Annotated in this window: 15 protein-coding genes; 6 read left to right on the top strand and 9 right to left on the bottom strand. The window is 43.4% G+C overall.

Features of this window, described 5'->3' with window-relative positions; all coding sequences use genetic code 11:
- The first annotated feature begins 238 nt into the window (after window positions 1-238).
- From RHM67_RS01435 to RHM67_RS01425, 3 genes are all read left to right on the top strand, one after another.
- Window positions 239-1336: a Nif3-like dinuclear metal center hexameric protein gene (locus RHM67_RS01435; protein WP_322229897.1), complete on the top strand. Its 1098-nt coding sequence runs from the start codon at window positions 239-241 to the stop codon at window positions 1334-1336.
- The gene (locus RHM67_RS01430; protein WP_322229895.1) at window positions 1336-2079 is read left to right on the top strand and encodes a zinc ribbon domain-containing protein; all 744 of its coding nucleotides are present in this window, start codon (window positions 1336-1338) and stop codon (window positions 2077-2079) included. Before RHM67_RS01435 ends, RHM67_RS01430 begins: the two co-directional genes overlap by 1 nt.
- 231 nt (window positions 2080-2310) lie before the next feature.
- Window positions 2311-2544 (top strand): hypothetical protein, encoded by a 234-nt coding sequence (locus RHM67_RS01425; RefSeq protein WP_322229893.1) that lies wholly within the window; start codon window positions 2311-2313, stop codon window positions 2542-2544.
- Window positions 2545-2551: 7 nt separating this feature from the next.
- Here RHM67_RS01425 and RHM67_RS01420 read toward each other — a convergent pair whose 3' ends face one another.
- The 7 genes from RHM67_RS01420 to RHM67_RS01390 all read right to left on the bottom strand — a co-directional run bounded on the left by RHM67_RS01420 (window position 2552) and on the right by RHM67_RS01390 (window position 7316).
- Entirely contained in the window at window positions 2552-2962 is a 411-nt protein-coding gene (locus RHM67_RS01420; protein ID WP_322229890.1) for a hypothetical protein, read from the bottom strand.
- Between the two features lie 279 nt (window positions 2963-3241).
- The gene (locus RHM67_RS01415; RefSeq protein ID WP_322229888.1) at window positions 3242-4312 is read right to left on the bottom strand and encodes a PA0069 family radical SAM protein; all 1071 of its coding nucleotides are present in this window, start codon (window positions 4310-4312) and stop codon (window positions 3242-3244) included.
- A gap of 30 nt (window positions 4313-4342) precedes the next feature.
- The gene (locus RHM67_RS01410) at window positions 4343-4981 is read right to left on the bottom strand and encodes a response regulator transcription factor (protein WP_252758689.1); all 639 of its coding nucleotides are present in this window, start codon (window positions 4979-4981) and stop codon (window positions 4343-4345) included.
- Window positions 4950-5771 carry a sensor histidine kinase gene (locus tag RHM67_RS01405; RefSeq protein WP_322229885.1) on the bottom strand — a complete coding sequence of 274 codons (822 nt, stop codon included), beginning with the start codon at window positions 5769-5771 and terminating at the stop codon, window positions 4950-4952. The genes RHM67_RS01410 and RHM67_RS01405 overlap by 32 nt, the downstream gene beginning before the upstream one ends.
- The gene (locus RHM67_RS01400; protein WP_322229882.1) at window positions 5750-6391 is read right to left on the bottom strand and encodes a hypothetical protein; all 642 of its coding nucleotides are present in this window, start codon (window positions 6389-6391) and stop codon (window positions 5750-5752) included. The genes RHM67_RS01405 and RHM67_RS01400 overlap by 22 nt, the downstream gene beginning before the upstream one ends.
- Window position 6392: 1 nt before the next feature.
- Window positions 6393-6842: a hypothetical protein gene (locus RHM67_RS01395; RefSeq protein ID WP_322229879.1), complete on the bottom strand. Its 450-nt coding sequence runs from the start codon at window positions 6840-6842 to the stop codon at window positions 6393-6395.
- Window positions 6843-6941: 99 nt separating this feature from the next.
- A complete protein-coding gene (locus tag RHM67_RS01390) occupies window positions 6942-7316 on the bottom strand; it encodes a lipocalin family protein (RefSeq protein ID WP_322229876.1) in 375 nt (124 codons plus the stop codon).
- A 233-nt stretch (window positions 7317-7549) separates the two neighbouring features.
- On the opposite strand from RHM67_RS01390, the gene RHM67_RS01385 reads away from it, so the two are divergent.
- Genes RHM67_RS01385 through RHM67_RS01375 form a run of 3 tightly spaced genes read left to right on the top strand, consistent with a single transcriptional unit; the run spans window position 7550 to window position 9880 of the window.
- Entirely contained in the window at window positions 7550-8230 is a 681-nt protein-coding gene (locus tag RHM67_RS01385) for a hypothetical protein (protein ID WP_322229874.1), read from the top strand.
- Between the two features lie 35 nt (window positions 8231-8265).
- Window positions 8266-8745, top strand: coding sequence for a hypothetical protein (locus RHM67_RS01380; protein WP_322229873.1), 480 nt, complete (start codon window positions 8266-8268; stop codon window positions 8743-8745).
- Window positions 8746-8788: 43 nt separating this feature from the next.
- A complete protein-coding gene (locus tag RHM67_RS01375) occupies window positions 8789-9880 on the top strand; it encodes a metallophosphoesterase (protein ID WP_322229870.1) in 1092 nt (363 codons plus the stop codon).
- Window positions 9881-9932: 52 nt separating this feature from the next.
- Here RHM67_RS01375 and RHM67_RS01370 read toward each other — a convergent pair whose 3' ends face one another.
- Together RHM67_RS01370 and ftsH are read right to left on the bottom strand one after the other, a co-directional pair.
- Window positions 9933-10583, bottom strand: coding sequence for a lactate utilization protein (locus RHM67_RS01370; RefSeq protein WP_322229867.1), 651 nt, complete (start codon window positions 10581-10583; stop codon window positions 9933-9935).
- Window positions 10584-10680: 97 nt separating this feature from the next.
- On the bottom strand, window positions 10681-12786 hold the full coding sequence (ftsH, locus tag RHM67_RS01365; RefSeq protein ID WP_322229864.1) for an ATP-dependent zinc metalloprotease FtsH: 2106 nt from the start codon (window positions 12784-12786) through the stop codon (window positions 10681-10683).
- Window positions 12787-12830 lie beyond the last annotated feature (44 nt).

Below are 12830 nucleotides of genomic sequence, written 5' to 3'. Positions count from 1 at the left end.
AGGCTTTGGGGTAGTAAACCGCTAAGTACAATTTACCGGCTTTACACAAAGTTAATTGCCGTTGGCTTTAGCCAACGGATAACAAATAAGGCATGGCTTTAGCCCAAACGCGCATTTAGGCTAAAGCCACAAGATTTTATTCTATGATCCGCCCCATAAATGGGGGCGGCAATGAAACTACAATAAAAGCGAACATAGATTTTTAATCTTATCTATTGTACATTACCTTAGTGCAATTATGAAATTAGCACAGCTAACTACTTACCTGGAAAGCCTGGCCCCGCTGGCCTTGCAGGAAGATTATGACAACAGCGGATTGATCGTCGGTCAGCCGGATCTGGAGATCAGCCAGGCGTTGATCTCGTTGGATTGCACCGAGGCCGTGGTTGACGAGGCCATCGCCAACGGTTGCCAGGTTATCGTCTCGCATCACCCTATTGTATTTAATGGGCTTAAAAAGTTCAACAGCAAAACATATGTGGAGCGGGTTGTGGAAAAAGCCATCCGCAATAACATCGCTATTTATGCCATCCATACCAACCTGGATAATATTATGAAGGGGGTTAACGCCCGCATTTGCGAAACTCTTGGCCTTACCAATACCCGCATACTGGCACCTAAACAGAACCTGCTTAAAAAGCTGGTTACTTATGTGCCTATTGCACAGGCCGAGCAGGTGCGCAAAGCATTGTTCCATGCAGGGGCGGGGCACATTGGTGAGTACAGCGAGACCAGTTTTAACGTAGAAGGCACCGGCACTTTTAAGGGTAGCGAAAACAGCGACCCGTATGTGGGTGAACCCGGCGTGCGCCATCACGAGGAAGAAATGCGGATAGAAACCATCTATCCGGCTAACCTGGAAAGCAAAATTATTATGGCGCTGGTATTGGCGCACCCATATGAAGAGGTGGCGTACGACCTTTACAGCCTTACCAACCAGCACCAGCAAATTGGCAGCGGGATGATAGGCGACTTGGAAGTGCCGATGGACGAAGCCGAATTTTTAGGCGAAGTAAAAGCCGCGATGGATTGCGCGGTGATAAGGCATACGGCATTTACCGGCAAACGGGTAAAAAAAGTAGCGGTTTGCGGTGGCTCGGGTGGGTTTTTATTGAAGCATGCCATAGCCGCGGGTGCCGAGGTTTTTGTTACCGCCGATTATAAATACCACGAGTTTTTTGATGCTGAAGGAAAAATAGTGATCGCTGACATTGGGCATTTTGAGAGTGAGCAATTTACGCAACAATTATTGTGCGAAATTATTCAAGAAAAATTTCTTAACTTTGCCATCCGTTTAACAAAAGTGAATACAAACCCCGTCAAATATTTTATTTAATGGAACAAACCATAGAACAAAAGCTTAAAGCTTTATACGACCTGCAACTCATCCACACCAAAATTGACAAAATACGCCAGGTAAGAGGTGAATTGCCTATGGAAGTTGCTGACTTAGAAGATGATGTTGCCGGCCTTGAAACCCGCATACAAAAAATTAAAAATGAGCTTGACGATCTTGAGGACGAAATTGTAACCCGCAAGAACCTGATCAAAGACTCTCAGGCGAACATAAAAAAATACGAAACTCAGCTTAACGAGGTTAAAAACAACCGCGAGTATGATGCGATTTCGAAAGAAATTGAGATACAAGGCTTAGATATACAAGTGAGCGAGAAAAAAATTCGTGAGTTTGGTTTTGAGATCTCTTCAAAAACCGGCATTTACGAAAAAGCGCTTGCCGACCTTGAAGCACGCCGCAGCGACCTTGAGGCTAAAAAAGATGAGTTAGGCACTATTACTGCCGAAACTGAAAAAGAAGAAAACGAATTAACTGGCCAGGCAGAAAAAGCTACAGCTACTACAGACGAGCGTTTATTGATCGCTTATAATCGGTTGCGTACAAACGCTAAAAATGGTTTAGCGGTAGTAACTATCCAGCGCGATTCATGTTCTGGTTGCTTTAACCAGATCCCGCCTCAGCGCCAGTCAGACATCCGTCAACGTAAAAAGATCATCGTTTGCGAGCATTGCGGGCGTATCCTGGTTGATGAGCTAATGGCTCTTGAAGAAGAGAACGCATAATTTGCAACCACGTTCATAAACTTATATTTAAAATGCCCCGATTCGGGGCCTTTTTTGTTATTAAACTATGTCATTGCTGTAAGGAGCGTAGCGACGCGGCAACCTTAGCATATCCGCATGTCCTTTGAGATTGCCGATCTATCGCTCGCAATGACATAGTTATAGTTTTTTTCAAATAAAATTCCATTACCAGCGTTAAGGGTTATCTTTACCACCGAGAAGATTTGAAATATGGGATTACCGCTAAGGATTACTTTTAATGATAAGGATTACGTTTACCAGATTGTAAACAGCCGCCTTATTAACCAAAATACTACTGAACTTGAACTATTGCTGAACGGTGAAACACTTCAACTTACCAAACAAAACACCATCTGGATCCAGAAAGAAGGCGAACACCACACCCTCGACCCGCAATTTGTGCAGGCATTGGGCAGGTCGGTATCGTTAAGGTTGAGGATGTAAGTGAAGGCTATAAAATGGCTTTGTTGTTTTCTATCCAAGCCTTCGCATAGTCGATCAAAAGCTGATCTATATTGTCGATGGATGCGCCATCCCAGTAAGTTGGGTATGCATCCGGGTCGTAGTCGAGATCGCTCCATGCCCACCAAAAAAGATAGAAATCATATATCGGCGTTGGATATCCTAACCCCATGCACAAACTGTCGATGCTGTTAAGGTTTGAACGTACAGCAATGCCATTGGCGATATTTGAAATGTAATAACTGCTGTAGCTTATAATGGCATCTTCGCCGGTTTTAAGCTGTAAACCGAGTTCTGCCAACGCATTATTTAACAATTTAATAGTTTCGAAGTAATTGGTTGGTTTACCCAAACCAGCCAACATCAAGATGTTTTCGCTATCATACCCTATTGCTAACATTTCTAATGCCCAATCAACACAACTATCTGTGTCAAAATTTGGGATTTCTTGATAGGCGATTACTTTATTTGTCAACGGCGTTATTGGCATTGTTACAGAATATCAACTAAGATAATATTATTTATCTTTTAGAATGTCGCTATCACTGCTGGTTCAAGTTTAACGCAGCGTAACTTGGACCTAAAACACAGTAAGCTTTCAGCTTACGCAAGCAGAATGCTTGCCCTATTTTGGGTCGAAGTTGAAAACTTCGACCAATGAAAAGGATAAAGCTTTCCCCTAAAACATACTCGTCTGTTTCCCGCCTTTAGGTGTAAACAAAGTCATATCATATCCCGGCATTTCGCGGCCGGCCAAGAAACGAACACAGGCCATGCGATATAGTTGGTGAATGGATTGGGCAACATGGCCTTCGCCGCTCATCCGGCGGCCAAACTCGCTGTCGTTAAGTTTACCATCGTGGCAGGCTTTGATCATATTCAGCACTTTCTCGGCCCTGTCGGGGAATGCTTTATGTACCCAATCGGTAAAGATCTCGGCAATAGCACCGTTAAGGCGCACAATGGTAAAACCCGCGTCAACCGCGCCACGGTCGGCAGCTGCTTTGATAATATCGGGGATCTCGTTACTATTCAGCCCGGGTATAATGGGCGCAACCATCACCCGGCAGGGGATGCCTTTCTCCGTCAGCTTCTGAATGACCGCCAGGCGGCTCATGCCGGTAACGGTACGCGGTTCCAGCTTTTGCCTTAACGATTCGTTGAGCGTGGTGACAGATACATTTACGTGTGCTAGCCGCATGCTTGCCAGTTCGCTCAGTATATCCATATCGCGCAGCACCACATTGTTTTTAGTGATGATGCTTACCGGGTGGCGGTATTTCAAAAAAACCTCTAATAATGCCCGGGTAATTTTAAGCTTGCGCTCTATGGGCTGGTAGCAATCTGTATTGCCGGAGAGGATAATGGGTACAGGTTCATAGCCCTTCTTATTAAAATACTTTTCGAGCAATTCTGCAGCGTTGCGTTTCACGATGATCTTGCGCTCAAAATCGAGCCCGGCACTAAAGCCGAAATATTCGTGGCTGTTGCGGGCGTAGCAATAAATGCAGCCATGCTCGCAGCCCTGGTACGGGTTTATAGAGTGGAAATGACTAAGATCGGGACTATTAGAGATGCTGACGATCTTCTTGGGTGTTTCTTCAAAAAGCTGGGTATGGGTATTTTCAAGCAGTTGTTCGTCCAGCCCCTCAATGTGGTCCAGCACATATTTGTTTTTTAAAAACTTATTGTGGGTGTTTACCTGCGCGCCTCTACCCTTAAAAAAATCATCGTTCTCCGCATGTGACATAGAAACAAATTTGCTAATTATTTTAGCAAATTACAATTCTATCATGTTATTTTTTATGGCGTATAAAACGAGGCCTACGCGGCTTTTTATCTGCAGTTTTTCAAAAAGCTGGTCGCGGTAACCGTCAACTGTGCGCGCACTAATGCACATCTGGTCGGCAATTTCTTTGTAGGTGAGTTCGGTGCCGGCGAGTTTCAGGAACTCAATTTCGCGGCTGTTAAGTTTAACCTGTTCGGTGTGCTTATTAAAATTGTGCACGAGGTGGCGGGTCACAAATTCGGGGTAGTATAATTCGCCTTCCGATACTTTTTTTAGCGCCTGCTCAAACTCATGTGGTTCGGCATCTTTAAGTAAATAGCCTTTTACACCCATTTTTACCATGGTGAGCACCTTTTCGGCATCCTCAAACATCGATAGGATGATGATGCAGATCTCCGGGTATTTTTCGCGCAGCCATTGGGCGGTGCTTATGCCATCCATCACGGGCATGTTAATATCTAACAGGATGATATCGGGTTTAAACTTTGGGGAGATCTTGCGGGTGAGTTCTTCGCCATTGGCGGCCTCGAACAAGATTTTATAGCCTGTAAAGCTGCTTATTAATGATACTATCCCACTCCTGAACAGGCGGTGGTCATCAACTAAGGCTATGGTGGTTTCCGTTGGCATGAGGGTTTTGTGTAAGGGGGTCAATAGCTATTTTAATGCAACAACCCTTGCCTGGCGCGCTGTCAATAACAGCAGTAGCACCAATTAAGGAGGCCCTGTTCACAATATTCCTCAAGCCCGAGCCGCTGTTAAGCTGCTCATTTGCCGAAAAACCCTTCCCGTTGTCCTGGATGGTTAAGTTAAATAAATGCTCAAAATAATCCAAACTTACTTTTAGCTTTTTGGCGCCAGAATGTTTAAGCGCGTTATTAAGGCTTTCCTGAAAAATACGGAACAATACCAGTTCGCGTTCTTCGCCCAAATTATGGGCATCTCCGCCAATGGCAAGTTCTATTTTAATAATGCCGCTTTTGTTGATGCGCCCAACCTCTATCTCCATGGTTTGTACCAGCCCAATTTGTAGTATGTGTTCGTAACTTAAGCTTTTTGAAAGATCGCGCAGATCATTTATTACCTGTGCCACCAGGTTACGGCTTTCGCTTATCTTTTGTTCGGCCTGCCCGCGGGTGGCCTTTGCCGGTATTGCCAGGTTTAGTTTAACAAAAGAGAGCACCTGGGTAACGTTATCGTGGATCTCGCGGCTGATGTGGTTTAGCGTTTGCTCCTGCATCTCTACCTGAGTTTTTAGGAGTTCTTGTTGGAAGCGTGCATGTAATTGCTCTTTATCTACAGAATTTTGATTGTGCTTTCGCTGGTAAAAAAACAAAAAACTAATTATAAATATCCCTAACAGCAAAAGCATGATTGTGCCCGCAATTATCAATATTATTAGTTCTTCGTCCTTATGCATAAAAACGAGATGGTTAAAAAGGAATATAAAATAGCATTTGCAATATTAGCGACTACATGGTGCAAAATAGAGTACTCGTAAATTTTCAGGTAAGCCATATAAGCAAAGGACGAGAAAAACAAAAACTGGCCCAGGCAAAAGAACAGTAAACCGGTGTTAAGCCAAAACCCCGGGATCCTCAATACCTTTAACTCCTTACCTGTAAGGTTCATTAACTCGTAAAAGTACAGGCAGGTTATGGATATCAGTATTGCAAATTGCAGTAAAATAGTAATGGTATCCAGCCCCCAAAAACCTTGTAAAAAAGCCATATTTGCTGCAGAGCAGATAATGGTCAAAACAATAAGGCGCCTTATCCACTCTTTAAACTTCACAGTTTCAATTAAGCCATATATGAAAATACTGTAAAATAAAAAGAAAATAAACAGAGTAATATTGGTGATCCAAAGATTACTCTGTTTAAAAATGAACCAGTTCTCTATCGATCCGTACTCATAGATCAGGATAAAAAACAAGTAGGGAATAAAGTAAATATACCTGTTATGCTTAAGCGCCTTGTATCTTACAACAGATGTTATAAAAGCCAGCAATTCGAAAAACAAATAGGCAGATAAAAGCATATTAAACAGGGCAGGTTAAATCTGGAGGGCAAAGTTTTCCGTTATCAATACCGCCACCATTAATACCGGCAATCATCACTACATCCCCTTCTGCCAGTTTTTGTAAATCTTTAGTTGATAGGACAACCATTAACTTGCCCTCATATTCACCGGGCAGGTGAGCGTCATAGATTTTTTTATCGTGTAAGCCAATATGGATTATAAAATCATCAGAACCGGGGTTTGCGGCAAAAAACTCATCTATGCGGCTTTTTTTGAATGTTATAGTGCGGGTGTCATTTTTTTCGGGTACATGGCCATTTTCGCAATTCATTTTCCTGATGTGCCCCTTTTCTTCAATATAAGAATGTTTAAAATAGTTTTTAGACAAATCAATGATTTGGCCAACTGTTACTTCGTCACCATTGAGTTGTTTATCGGGCGAATGGTCGTTTGAAATTTTTGTAAGCATAGTTTTAAGATTTAAGTGTTTTAAAGTGTTTGTAAATTAAGCTTTAGCTAAGAAATTGGCAAGCAAAAACATTAGCAATATATTAATCACCTACCGCGCCTACCTTTTTAGATACAAAGTCCGTTTCTTATCATGATCGGTAGATGATATTACCAATTCGTTGTTGGTAATTTTATCAACGGTAGCCACATGGGTTTGGTTATTAGATACAATGGTTAGTTTATTACCCGATAGGCTCCATTGGCCATTATCGTTATCCATACTGTCGTTAGCTGTTCCGTTTTCGTTAAAGTCGATGTACTCGCCATCGGTGAAAGTTTCGGTATCGCCGTCTTCAACAATTTTAACATAAAACCACTTGCCCGTGATCTGGCTTTTTGATACCGATGACGGGTTTTCGCTGCTTTTTTTACAGCCGGTAAAGGCAAGAGTGCAGGCAGTTAGTAGTAATGCGATAAATAATAGTTTTTTCATGAGTTTATAATTAATGTGTGATTGTTGTTTATTGTGGCAGCTAAGTTATTGAGCAGCCGAGCGTTGGCTTACCGTGAAAACACGGTATTTATACCGCCTAAACACAGGCGAATTAAGGTGTTAAGCGCATTGGTGCGCACCCGCCACAAACAGAGATTTGTGATAAGCAATTACAAACAATTGTGGCCGGGAAAGCCGAAAACGGAACAGAGTAGGCAACACTAATTAATAACATGAAAAACCTTAACTTTTCTAAATTCCTTTTTATCCCTTTGTTATGCGCAGGCTTTGCAGCCAACGCACAGGAAAACAACCTTGCAGGTAGCACACAGCCGGTTGCTGCAACAACTTCTTCTATGGCGTTTGTAGCTAAGCCGGCAACGGTTAGCCCGCTTATGAGCGAAAAAAACCTTTTCAATCAAAAAACAGCTTTTAAGAATGCGGCATTTGCAGATGGTTCTGCATCAACATTTGGCTTTGGTTTAGAGCCGGAGGTATTGTTGCCGCTTGGCGATTTTAAAAACGCATCGTCGGTAGGTGTGGGTATCAATCTAAAAGCTTTATACCATTTGAGTGATGCGGGCGCGGTTACAGGCACTATTGGATACAACTACTTTGTAGCTAAAGAAGATGTAACCTATAAATACTCCGGCATCCCCATAAAAATTGGTTACCTGGCTAAACTTGGCGATATGTTTTTTGTGGAGCCCCAAATAGGCCTTTACAGCTTACGCGCATCTTTTAAAGATGATGGAGAAGGCGGCGGTTCCGCATCAACCACTAATCTTTTATTGGCCGCTAAAGTAGGCATCAACATTGGCGAAAAATCAAACTTGGGTGTTAGCTACAATTACATTAAAGTAACCGGGGGCTCATTCGCTTTTGCAGGCCTTAGCTACCTGTTCACTTTCTAAAAACCAATCAAAACCAAACACATAAAACAAAAGATATGAAAACTTTAAAAAGGAACATTTTTATTAAAAGCCTGCTGCTGATTTTGGTAATAGCGTTTTTAGGCAGCTGTAAAAAAGACAGCGGTGGCGGTGATGGCGGCGATATCGGTTCAGGCAAGGGTACTTTCACGATAAAGGGTACCCCTTACAGTGGTATATGCCAATCAGTCCCGGCTACAAGTGGTGTATCGGGTAATATAGATGTAATCATTGCATCACAAAGTGGTGCATCATTTACCATTTATAATATGCCAACTTCAAGCAGTGGCTCAAGTAACGTTGCTAATTTCGATACCGACAATGCAGCTTTCACCGGTAAATTGTATGCCATAAGTGTAGTTAACCAGTCAGCATCATTTTACTCTTTAAGGGGCTCCGTTACAAAAACCGGCGCTAACTCTTATAAGTTCTCGGTAACTATGATGGACCAAACTACTAACGGGCAAACAACCGCGACAGGTTCCGGCAACTATTAACAACCTCGTTCACACAAATAGCTACGGCGCATGTTTACACCACATGCGCCGTTTTTTTCAAAAGCTACTTTATAAACCCGTATCACAGCTTGCCGATAGGTTTTCATCTCGCCCAAACAAAACGAGGGTTAACAAGGCTTTAAATTCACTCTACAAAAGCATTACTACCCAACCCGGCAAAAAAGGCCTGGTAATTCCTTTTAATGCTCATAACAACAAATTCATTATCCTATCAGATCAGCATAAGGGTGCGCGAGATGGCGCGGATATATTTGCCAAATCGGCTAAAAATTACCTGGCCGCGCTGGATCATTACTACAAAGAGGATTTCATTTACATAAACCTTGGCGATAGCGAAGAGTTATGGGAAAACCTGTTTGTGACCGTTAAGCGCCACAATAAAGCCACGTTTGAAAAAGAGAAACAGTTTATTAATGATGACCGGTTTGTGAAGATCTTTGGCAACCACGACTTATATTGGGGGAACGACCCGCTTGCTGCTGTTAGCCTGTTCCAGATCTACGGGCGCGCCATCCGGGTTTATGAGGGGGCCGTTTTGCAAACCAAAGTAAAAGAAAAGTCCGTCGAAATTTTCATGACCCACGGCCACCAGGGCGATTTGCAGAGCGATGGGAATTGGTTCAGTAAATGGTTTGTGTCTAATGTATGGGGGCCGTTGCAAGGATACCTTCGCATCAACCCCAACACACCGGCGTACAGTAATCAGCTAAAAACAGACCATAACCGCATTATATACGAATGGAGCAGCCAGCGCAAGAATATGCTGCTGATAACCGGGCATACGCACCAACCGGTGTTTAAATCGTTAACGCAACTGGAGATCCTTTACATAGGTTTAGATAATGCCAAAAAAGCGAATGATACCACAAAGGCTACTGAAATTGAAAAGAAGATAACCGCCCTGCACCTGCAAGGCAATAGCCAGCCAGATTTTAACGGTTACCTGGATACTTACTTTAACACGGGCTGCTGCTGCTTTAACGACGGCGACATCACCGGGATAGAAATAGCCGATGGTTACATCCGCCTCATTAAATGGGCTTACCACAAAAAGGTTAGCGAAAGGATTGTATTGGAGGAAAGCAGGTTGGAAGATTTGAAATTGTTATCGTAGATACGCGATACTTCGCGCCTGGTTGATGCAAAAGACGCGAAGTATCGCGTCTTTACAAGAGTACCTGCCCATCCAGCAAAAACACAAACAACTCTTTAGGCCCATGGGCGCCAAGTACCAGTGTTTTCTCAATATCGGCAGTGCGGCTTGGGCCGGTAACGTGGGTGATCATGGATGGCAGGCGGTTGCCGTATTTCTCTTTTAATAGTTTAAACCCGTCTTTAAGATCGAGCACCAGTTGAGAGGTGTAGGCCAGCACAATATGCACCGGCGGGTATATGCTTAGCCTGCGGCCTGCGGCATCGCCATTAGAGAGCAATACGGTGCCGTTGCGGGCTATTAGAGCTTCGCAAAGGGTAAAGCCAACCTCGGCTTTGTCAAAGTCCTTATCGGTCTCAAAAAAAGGGTATTCGTAAGTATTTAGGATCTCCTGCAGTTTGGGTTCCCAACAGTAAATTTTATGCCACTTGCGTTCTTCGGCAAGTTCAAGCAGGTTCTCTATGAATTGTACATCATCCTCACAAAAAACAAACTGGCCGCTAACAGCGGTAAATTCTTCTGCAAATAAAACCTCCAACATTTCCTCGTTGAGCGGATACATGGGCAGGTCTTCCAGGTTGGGGTAGGGATTGTCGCGTTTCTCTAAAAGCGCTTTACGTACCTTTTTTAAAAGCTTTTCTTTTGATGTAGTGATATCCCTCATTAGTATTCAAAAGTAATAAGTATAAAATAAAAAATCGCAAGCCTTATCCACAAATGCGGACCAAAGACTTGCGATCTTAAATAATATAAACCCCTGATTATTTATTTTCTGAAGATGGCTCTTTGGGCACATCTATCATAGAAAGTTCGGGGTTGATCAGTTTATCGGGGATAGCATTGTTATCCTGTACCAATTCCGGCTCGCCATTTACAAACTTATCGTAAGCCGTACGGTGCTCAAACGGGCGTTTACCCAGTATATCTTCCAGATCTGACTGGAATAAAACCTCTTTTTCTAACAGCTTCATGGCAACGTTTTCGAGGCCTTCGCGGTGTTTGTTCAGCAGGTCTTTAGTACGTGCGTAAACCGACTCGATAAGGTTACGTACCTCGGCATCTATTAACTCGGCGGTAGCGTCAGAGTATGGTTTAACAAACTGGCTTTCGCCCTGCGGGTCGTAGAATGATAGGTTGCCAACCTTTTCGTTCATACCATAAATCTTAACCATACCATAAGCAAGGCGGGTAATACGTTCCAGATCGCTAAGGGCACCGGTAGTTATTTTACCAAAAATGATATCTTCTGCAACCCTGCCACCCATAGATAGCGTCATGTCATCAATCAGTTCCTCTTTGGCAACCAGGAACCGCTCATTTGGCAGGTACTGCGCGTAACCTAAAGCGGCAACACCACGCGGAACGATTGATACTTTAACCAAAGGATCGGTGTGCTCCAGGAACCAGCCTGCAATAGCATGCCCAGCTTCGTGGTAGGCAACCACGCGTTTTTCTTCGGGAGAGATAAGGGTATTCCTTTTTTCAAGTCCACCAATAACACGGTCAATAGCATCCTGAAAATCTTTCATATCAACTGCTTCCTTGTTTTTACGGGCGGCAATTAACGCGGCCTCGTTACAAACATTGGCAATTTCTGCACCGGCAAAACCAGGTGTTTGGGCAGATAGTTTTTTAGGGTCAACACCTTCTGCCAGTTTAATGGGCTTTAAGTGTACTTTAAAGATCTGCTCACGGCCAATCAAGTCGGGTTTGTCGATAGATACCTGCCTGTCGAAACGTCCCGGGCGCATTAGCGCGCTATCCAGTACGTCTGGGCGGTTGGTAGCAGCAAGTATGATAATACCGGAGTCGGTACCGAAACCATCCATCTCAACCAATAACTGGTTTAGGGTGTTTTCGCGTTCGTCGTTACCGCCCATCATGTTGTTTTTACCACGGGCACGGCCAATAGCATCAATCTCATCAATAAAAATGATACATGGTGCTTTTTCCTTTGCCTGTTTAAACAAGTCACGAACACGTGATGCACCTACGCCCACAAACATCTCCACAAAATCAGACCCTGAAAGGGAGAAGAAAGGCACTTGTGCTTCGCCTGCCACAGCTTTGGCCAATAACGTTTTACCTGTACCCGGCGAACCTACCAGCAACGCGCCTTTAGGAATTTTACCACCCAAATTGGTATATTTTTTAGGGTTTTTAAGGAAATCAACAATCTCCATTACCTCTTGTTTAGCTTCTTCCAGGCCGGCAACATCGTTAAACGTTACTGATACCTGGGCTTCTTTATCAAACAAGGTAGCTTTTGATTTACCAATGTTAAAGATCTGGCCACCGGCGCCACCTCCTGCACCGCCGCCCATGCGGCGCATAATAAACAACCATACGCCAACAAGCAGTATAGCCATTATCACACATTGTACAAGCCAGTTGCTCAGCAGGCTCTCTTTACCCTGTTGGTATTCTATAGCAATTTTGTTAGCGTCAGGAATGTCTTTTTGTGCTGCCGCAACAGATTGCTTTAAGCTTTCGTATGATGCATCGGTAAAATTATACTGCGGTTCGTTTGCCGCTATACCTAAACTACGCTGTCCTTTGTTGGCATCAGCATATTCAGATTTGCCAACACTGCCTTTTTTTAGAAAAACCTCGGCCGTTATCAGGTCCCCATTTTTGTAAGCAATAATTTTTTCAACATCGCCGTTGCGCAGCATTTGGCTGCTAAACCTTTGAAAATCGATGGTTTTGCCGCTGTTACCACTCATTAAAGTAGGCACAATCAATATACCTATAATAGCAATGGCGTAAAGCCACATCAGGTTAAATTTAGGCGGCTTCGGCGTAACTTTTTTATTCGGAACCTTGCGTAAAGGTTTCTGGGACTCTTTTTTATCGTTAATTTCCATGTTCTACAAGCTCAACTTATAAATAATAGTTTAAAAGGGTATTG

The sequence above is a fragment of the Mucilaginibacter sp. 5C4 genome (assembly GCF_034345625.1).
Lineage (GTDB): Bacteria > Bacteroidota > Bacteroidia > Sphingobacteriales > Sphingobacteriaceae > Mucilaginibacter > Mucilaginibacter aurantiaciroseus.
The sequence above is the reverse complement of the archived record's forward strand: the minus strand, read 5'-3'. Positions and strand labels throughout refer to the sequence as shown.

Coding starts and splice junctions, on each gene's coding strand:
- RHM67_RS01435 (WP_322229897.1), top strand. CDS start 239: ATGAAATTAGCACAGCTAACTACTTACCTGGAAAGCCTGGCCCCGCTG.
- RHM67_RS01430 (WP_322229895.1), top strand. CDS start 1,336: ATGGAACAAACCATAGAACAAAAGCTTAAAGCTTTATACGACCTGCAA.
- RHM67_RS01425 (WP_322229893.1), top strand. CDS start 2,311: ATGGGATTACCGCTAAGGATTACTTTTAATGATAAGGATTACGTTTAC.
- RHM67_RS01420 (WP_322229890.1), bottom strand. CDS start 2,962: ATGTTAGCAATAGGGTATGATAGCGAAAACATCTTGATGTTGGCTGGT.
- RHM67_RS01415 (WP_322229888.1), bottom strand. CDS start 4,312: ATGTCACATGCGGAGAACGATGATTTTTTTAAGGGTAGAGGCGCGCAG.
- RHM67_RS01410 (WP_252758689.1), bottom strand. CDS start 4,981: ATGCCAACGGAAACCACCATAGCCTTAGTTGATGACCACCGCCTGTTC.
- RHM67_RS01405 (WP_322229885.1), bottom strand. CDS start 5,771: ATGCATAAGGACGAAGAACTAATAATATTGATAATTGCGGGCACAATC.
- RHM67_RS01400 (WP_322229882.1), bottom strand. CDS start 6,391: ATGCTTTTATCTGCCTATTTGTTTTTCGAATTGCTGGCTTTTATAACA.
- RHM67_RS01395 (WP_322229879.1), bottom strand. CDS start 6,842: ATGCTTACAAAAATTTCAAACGACCATTCGCCCGATAAACAACTCAAT.
- RHM67_RS01390 (WP_322229876.1), bottom strand. CDS start 7,316: ATGAAAAAACTATTATTTATCGCATTACTACTAACTGCCTGCACTCTT.
- RHM67_RS01385 (WP_322229874.1), top strand. CDS start 7,550: ATGAAAAACCTTAACTTTTCTAAATTCCTTTTTATCCCTTTGTTATGC.
- RHM67_RS01380 (WP_322229873.1), top strand. CDS start 8,266: ATGAAAACTTTAAAAAGGAACATTTTTATTAAAAGCCTGCTGCTGATT.
- RHM67_RS01375 (WP_322229870.1), top strand. CDS start 8,789: ATGCGCCGTTTTTTTCAAAAGCTACTTTATAAACCCGTATCACAGCTT.
- RHM67_RS01370 (WP_322229867.1), bottom strand. CDS start 10,583: ATGAGGGATATCACTACATCAAAAGAAAAGCTTTTAAAAAAGGTACGT.
- ftsH (WP_322229864.1), bottom strand. CDS start 12,786: ATGGAAATTAACGATAAAAAAGAGTCCCAGAAACCTTTACGCAAGGTT.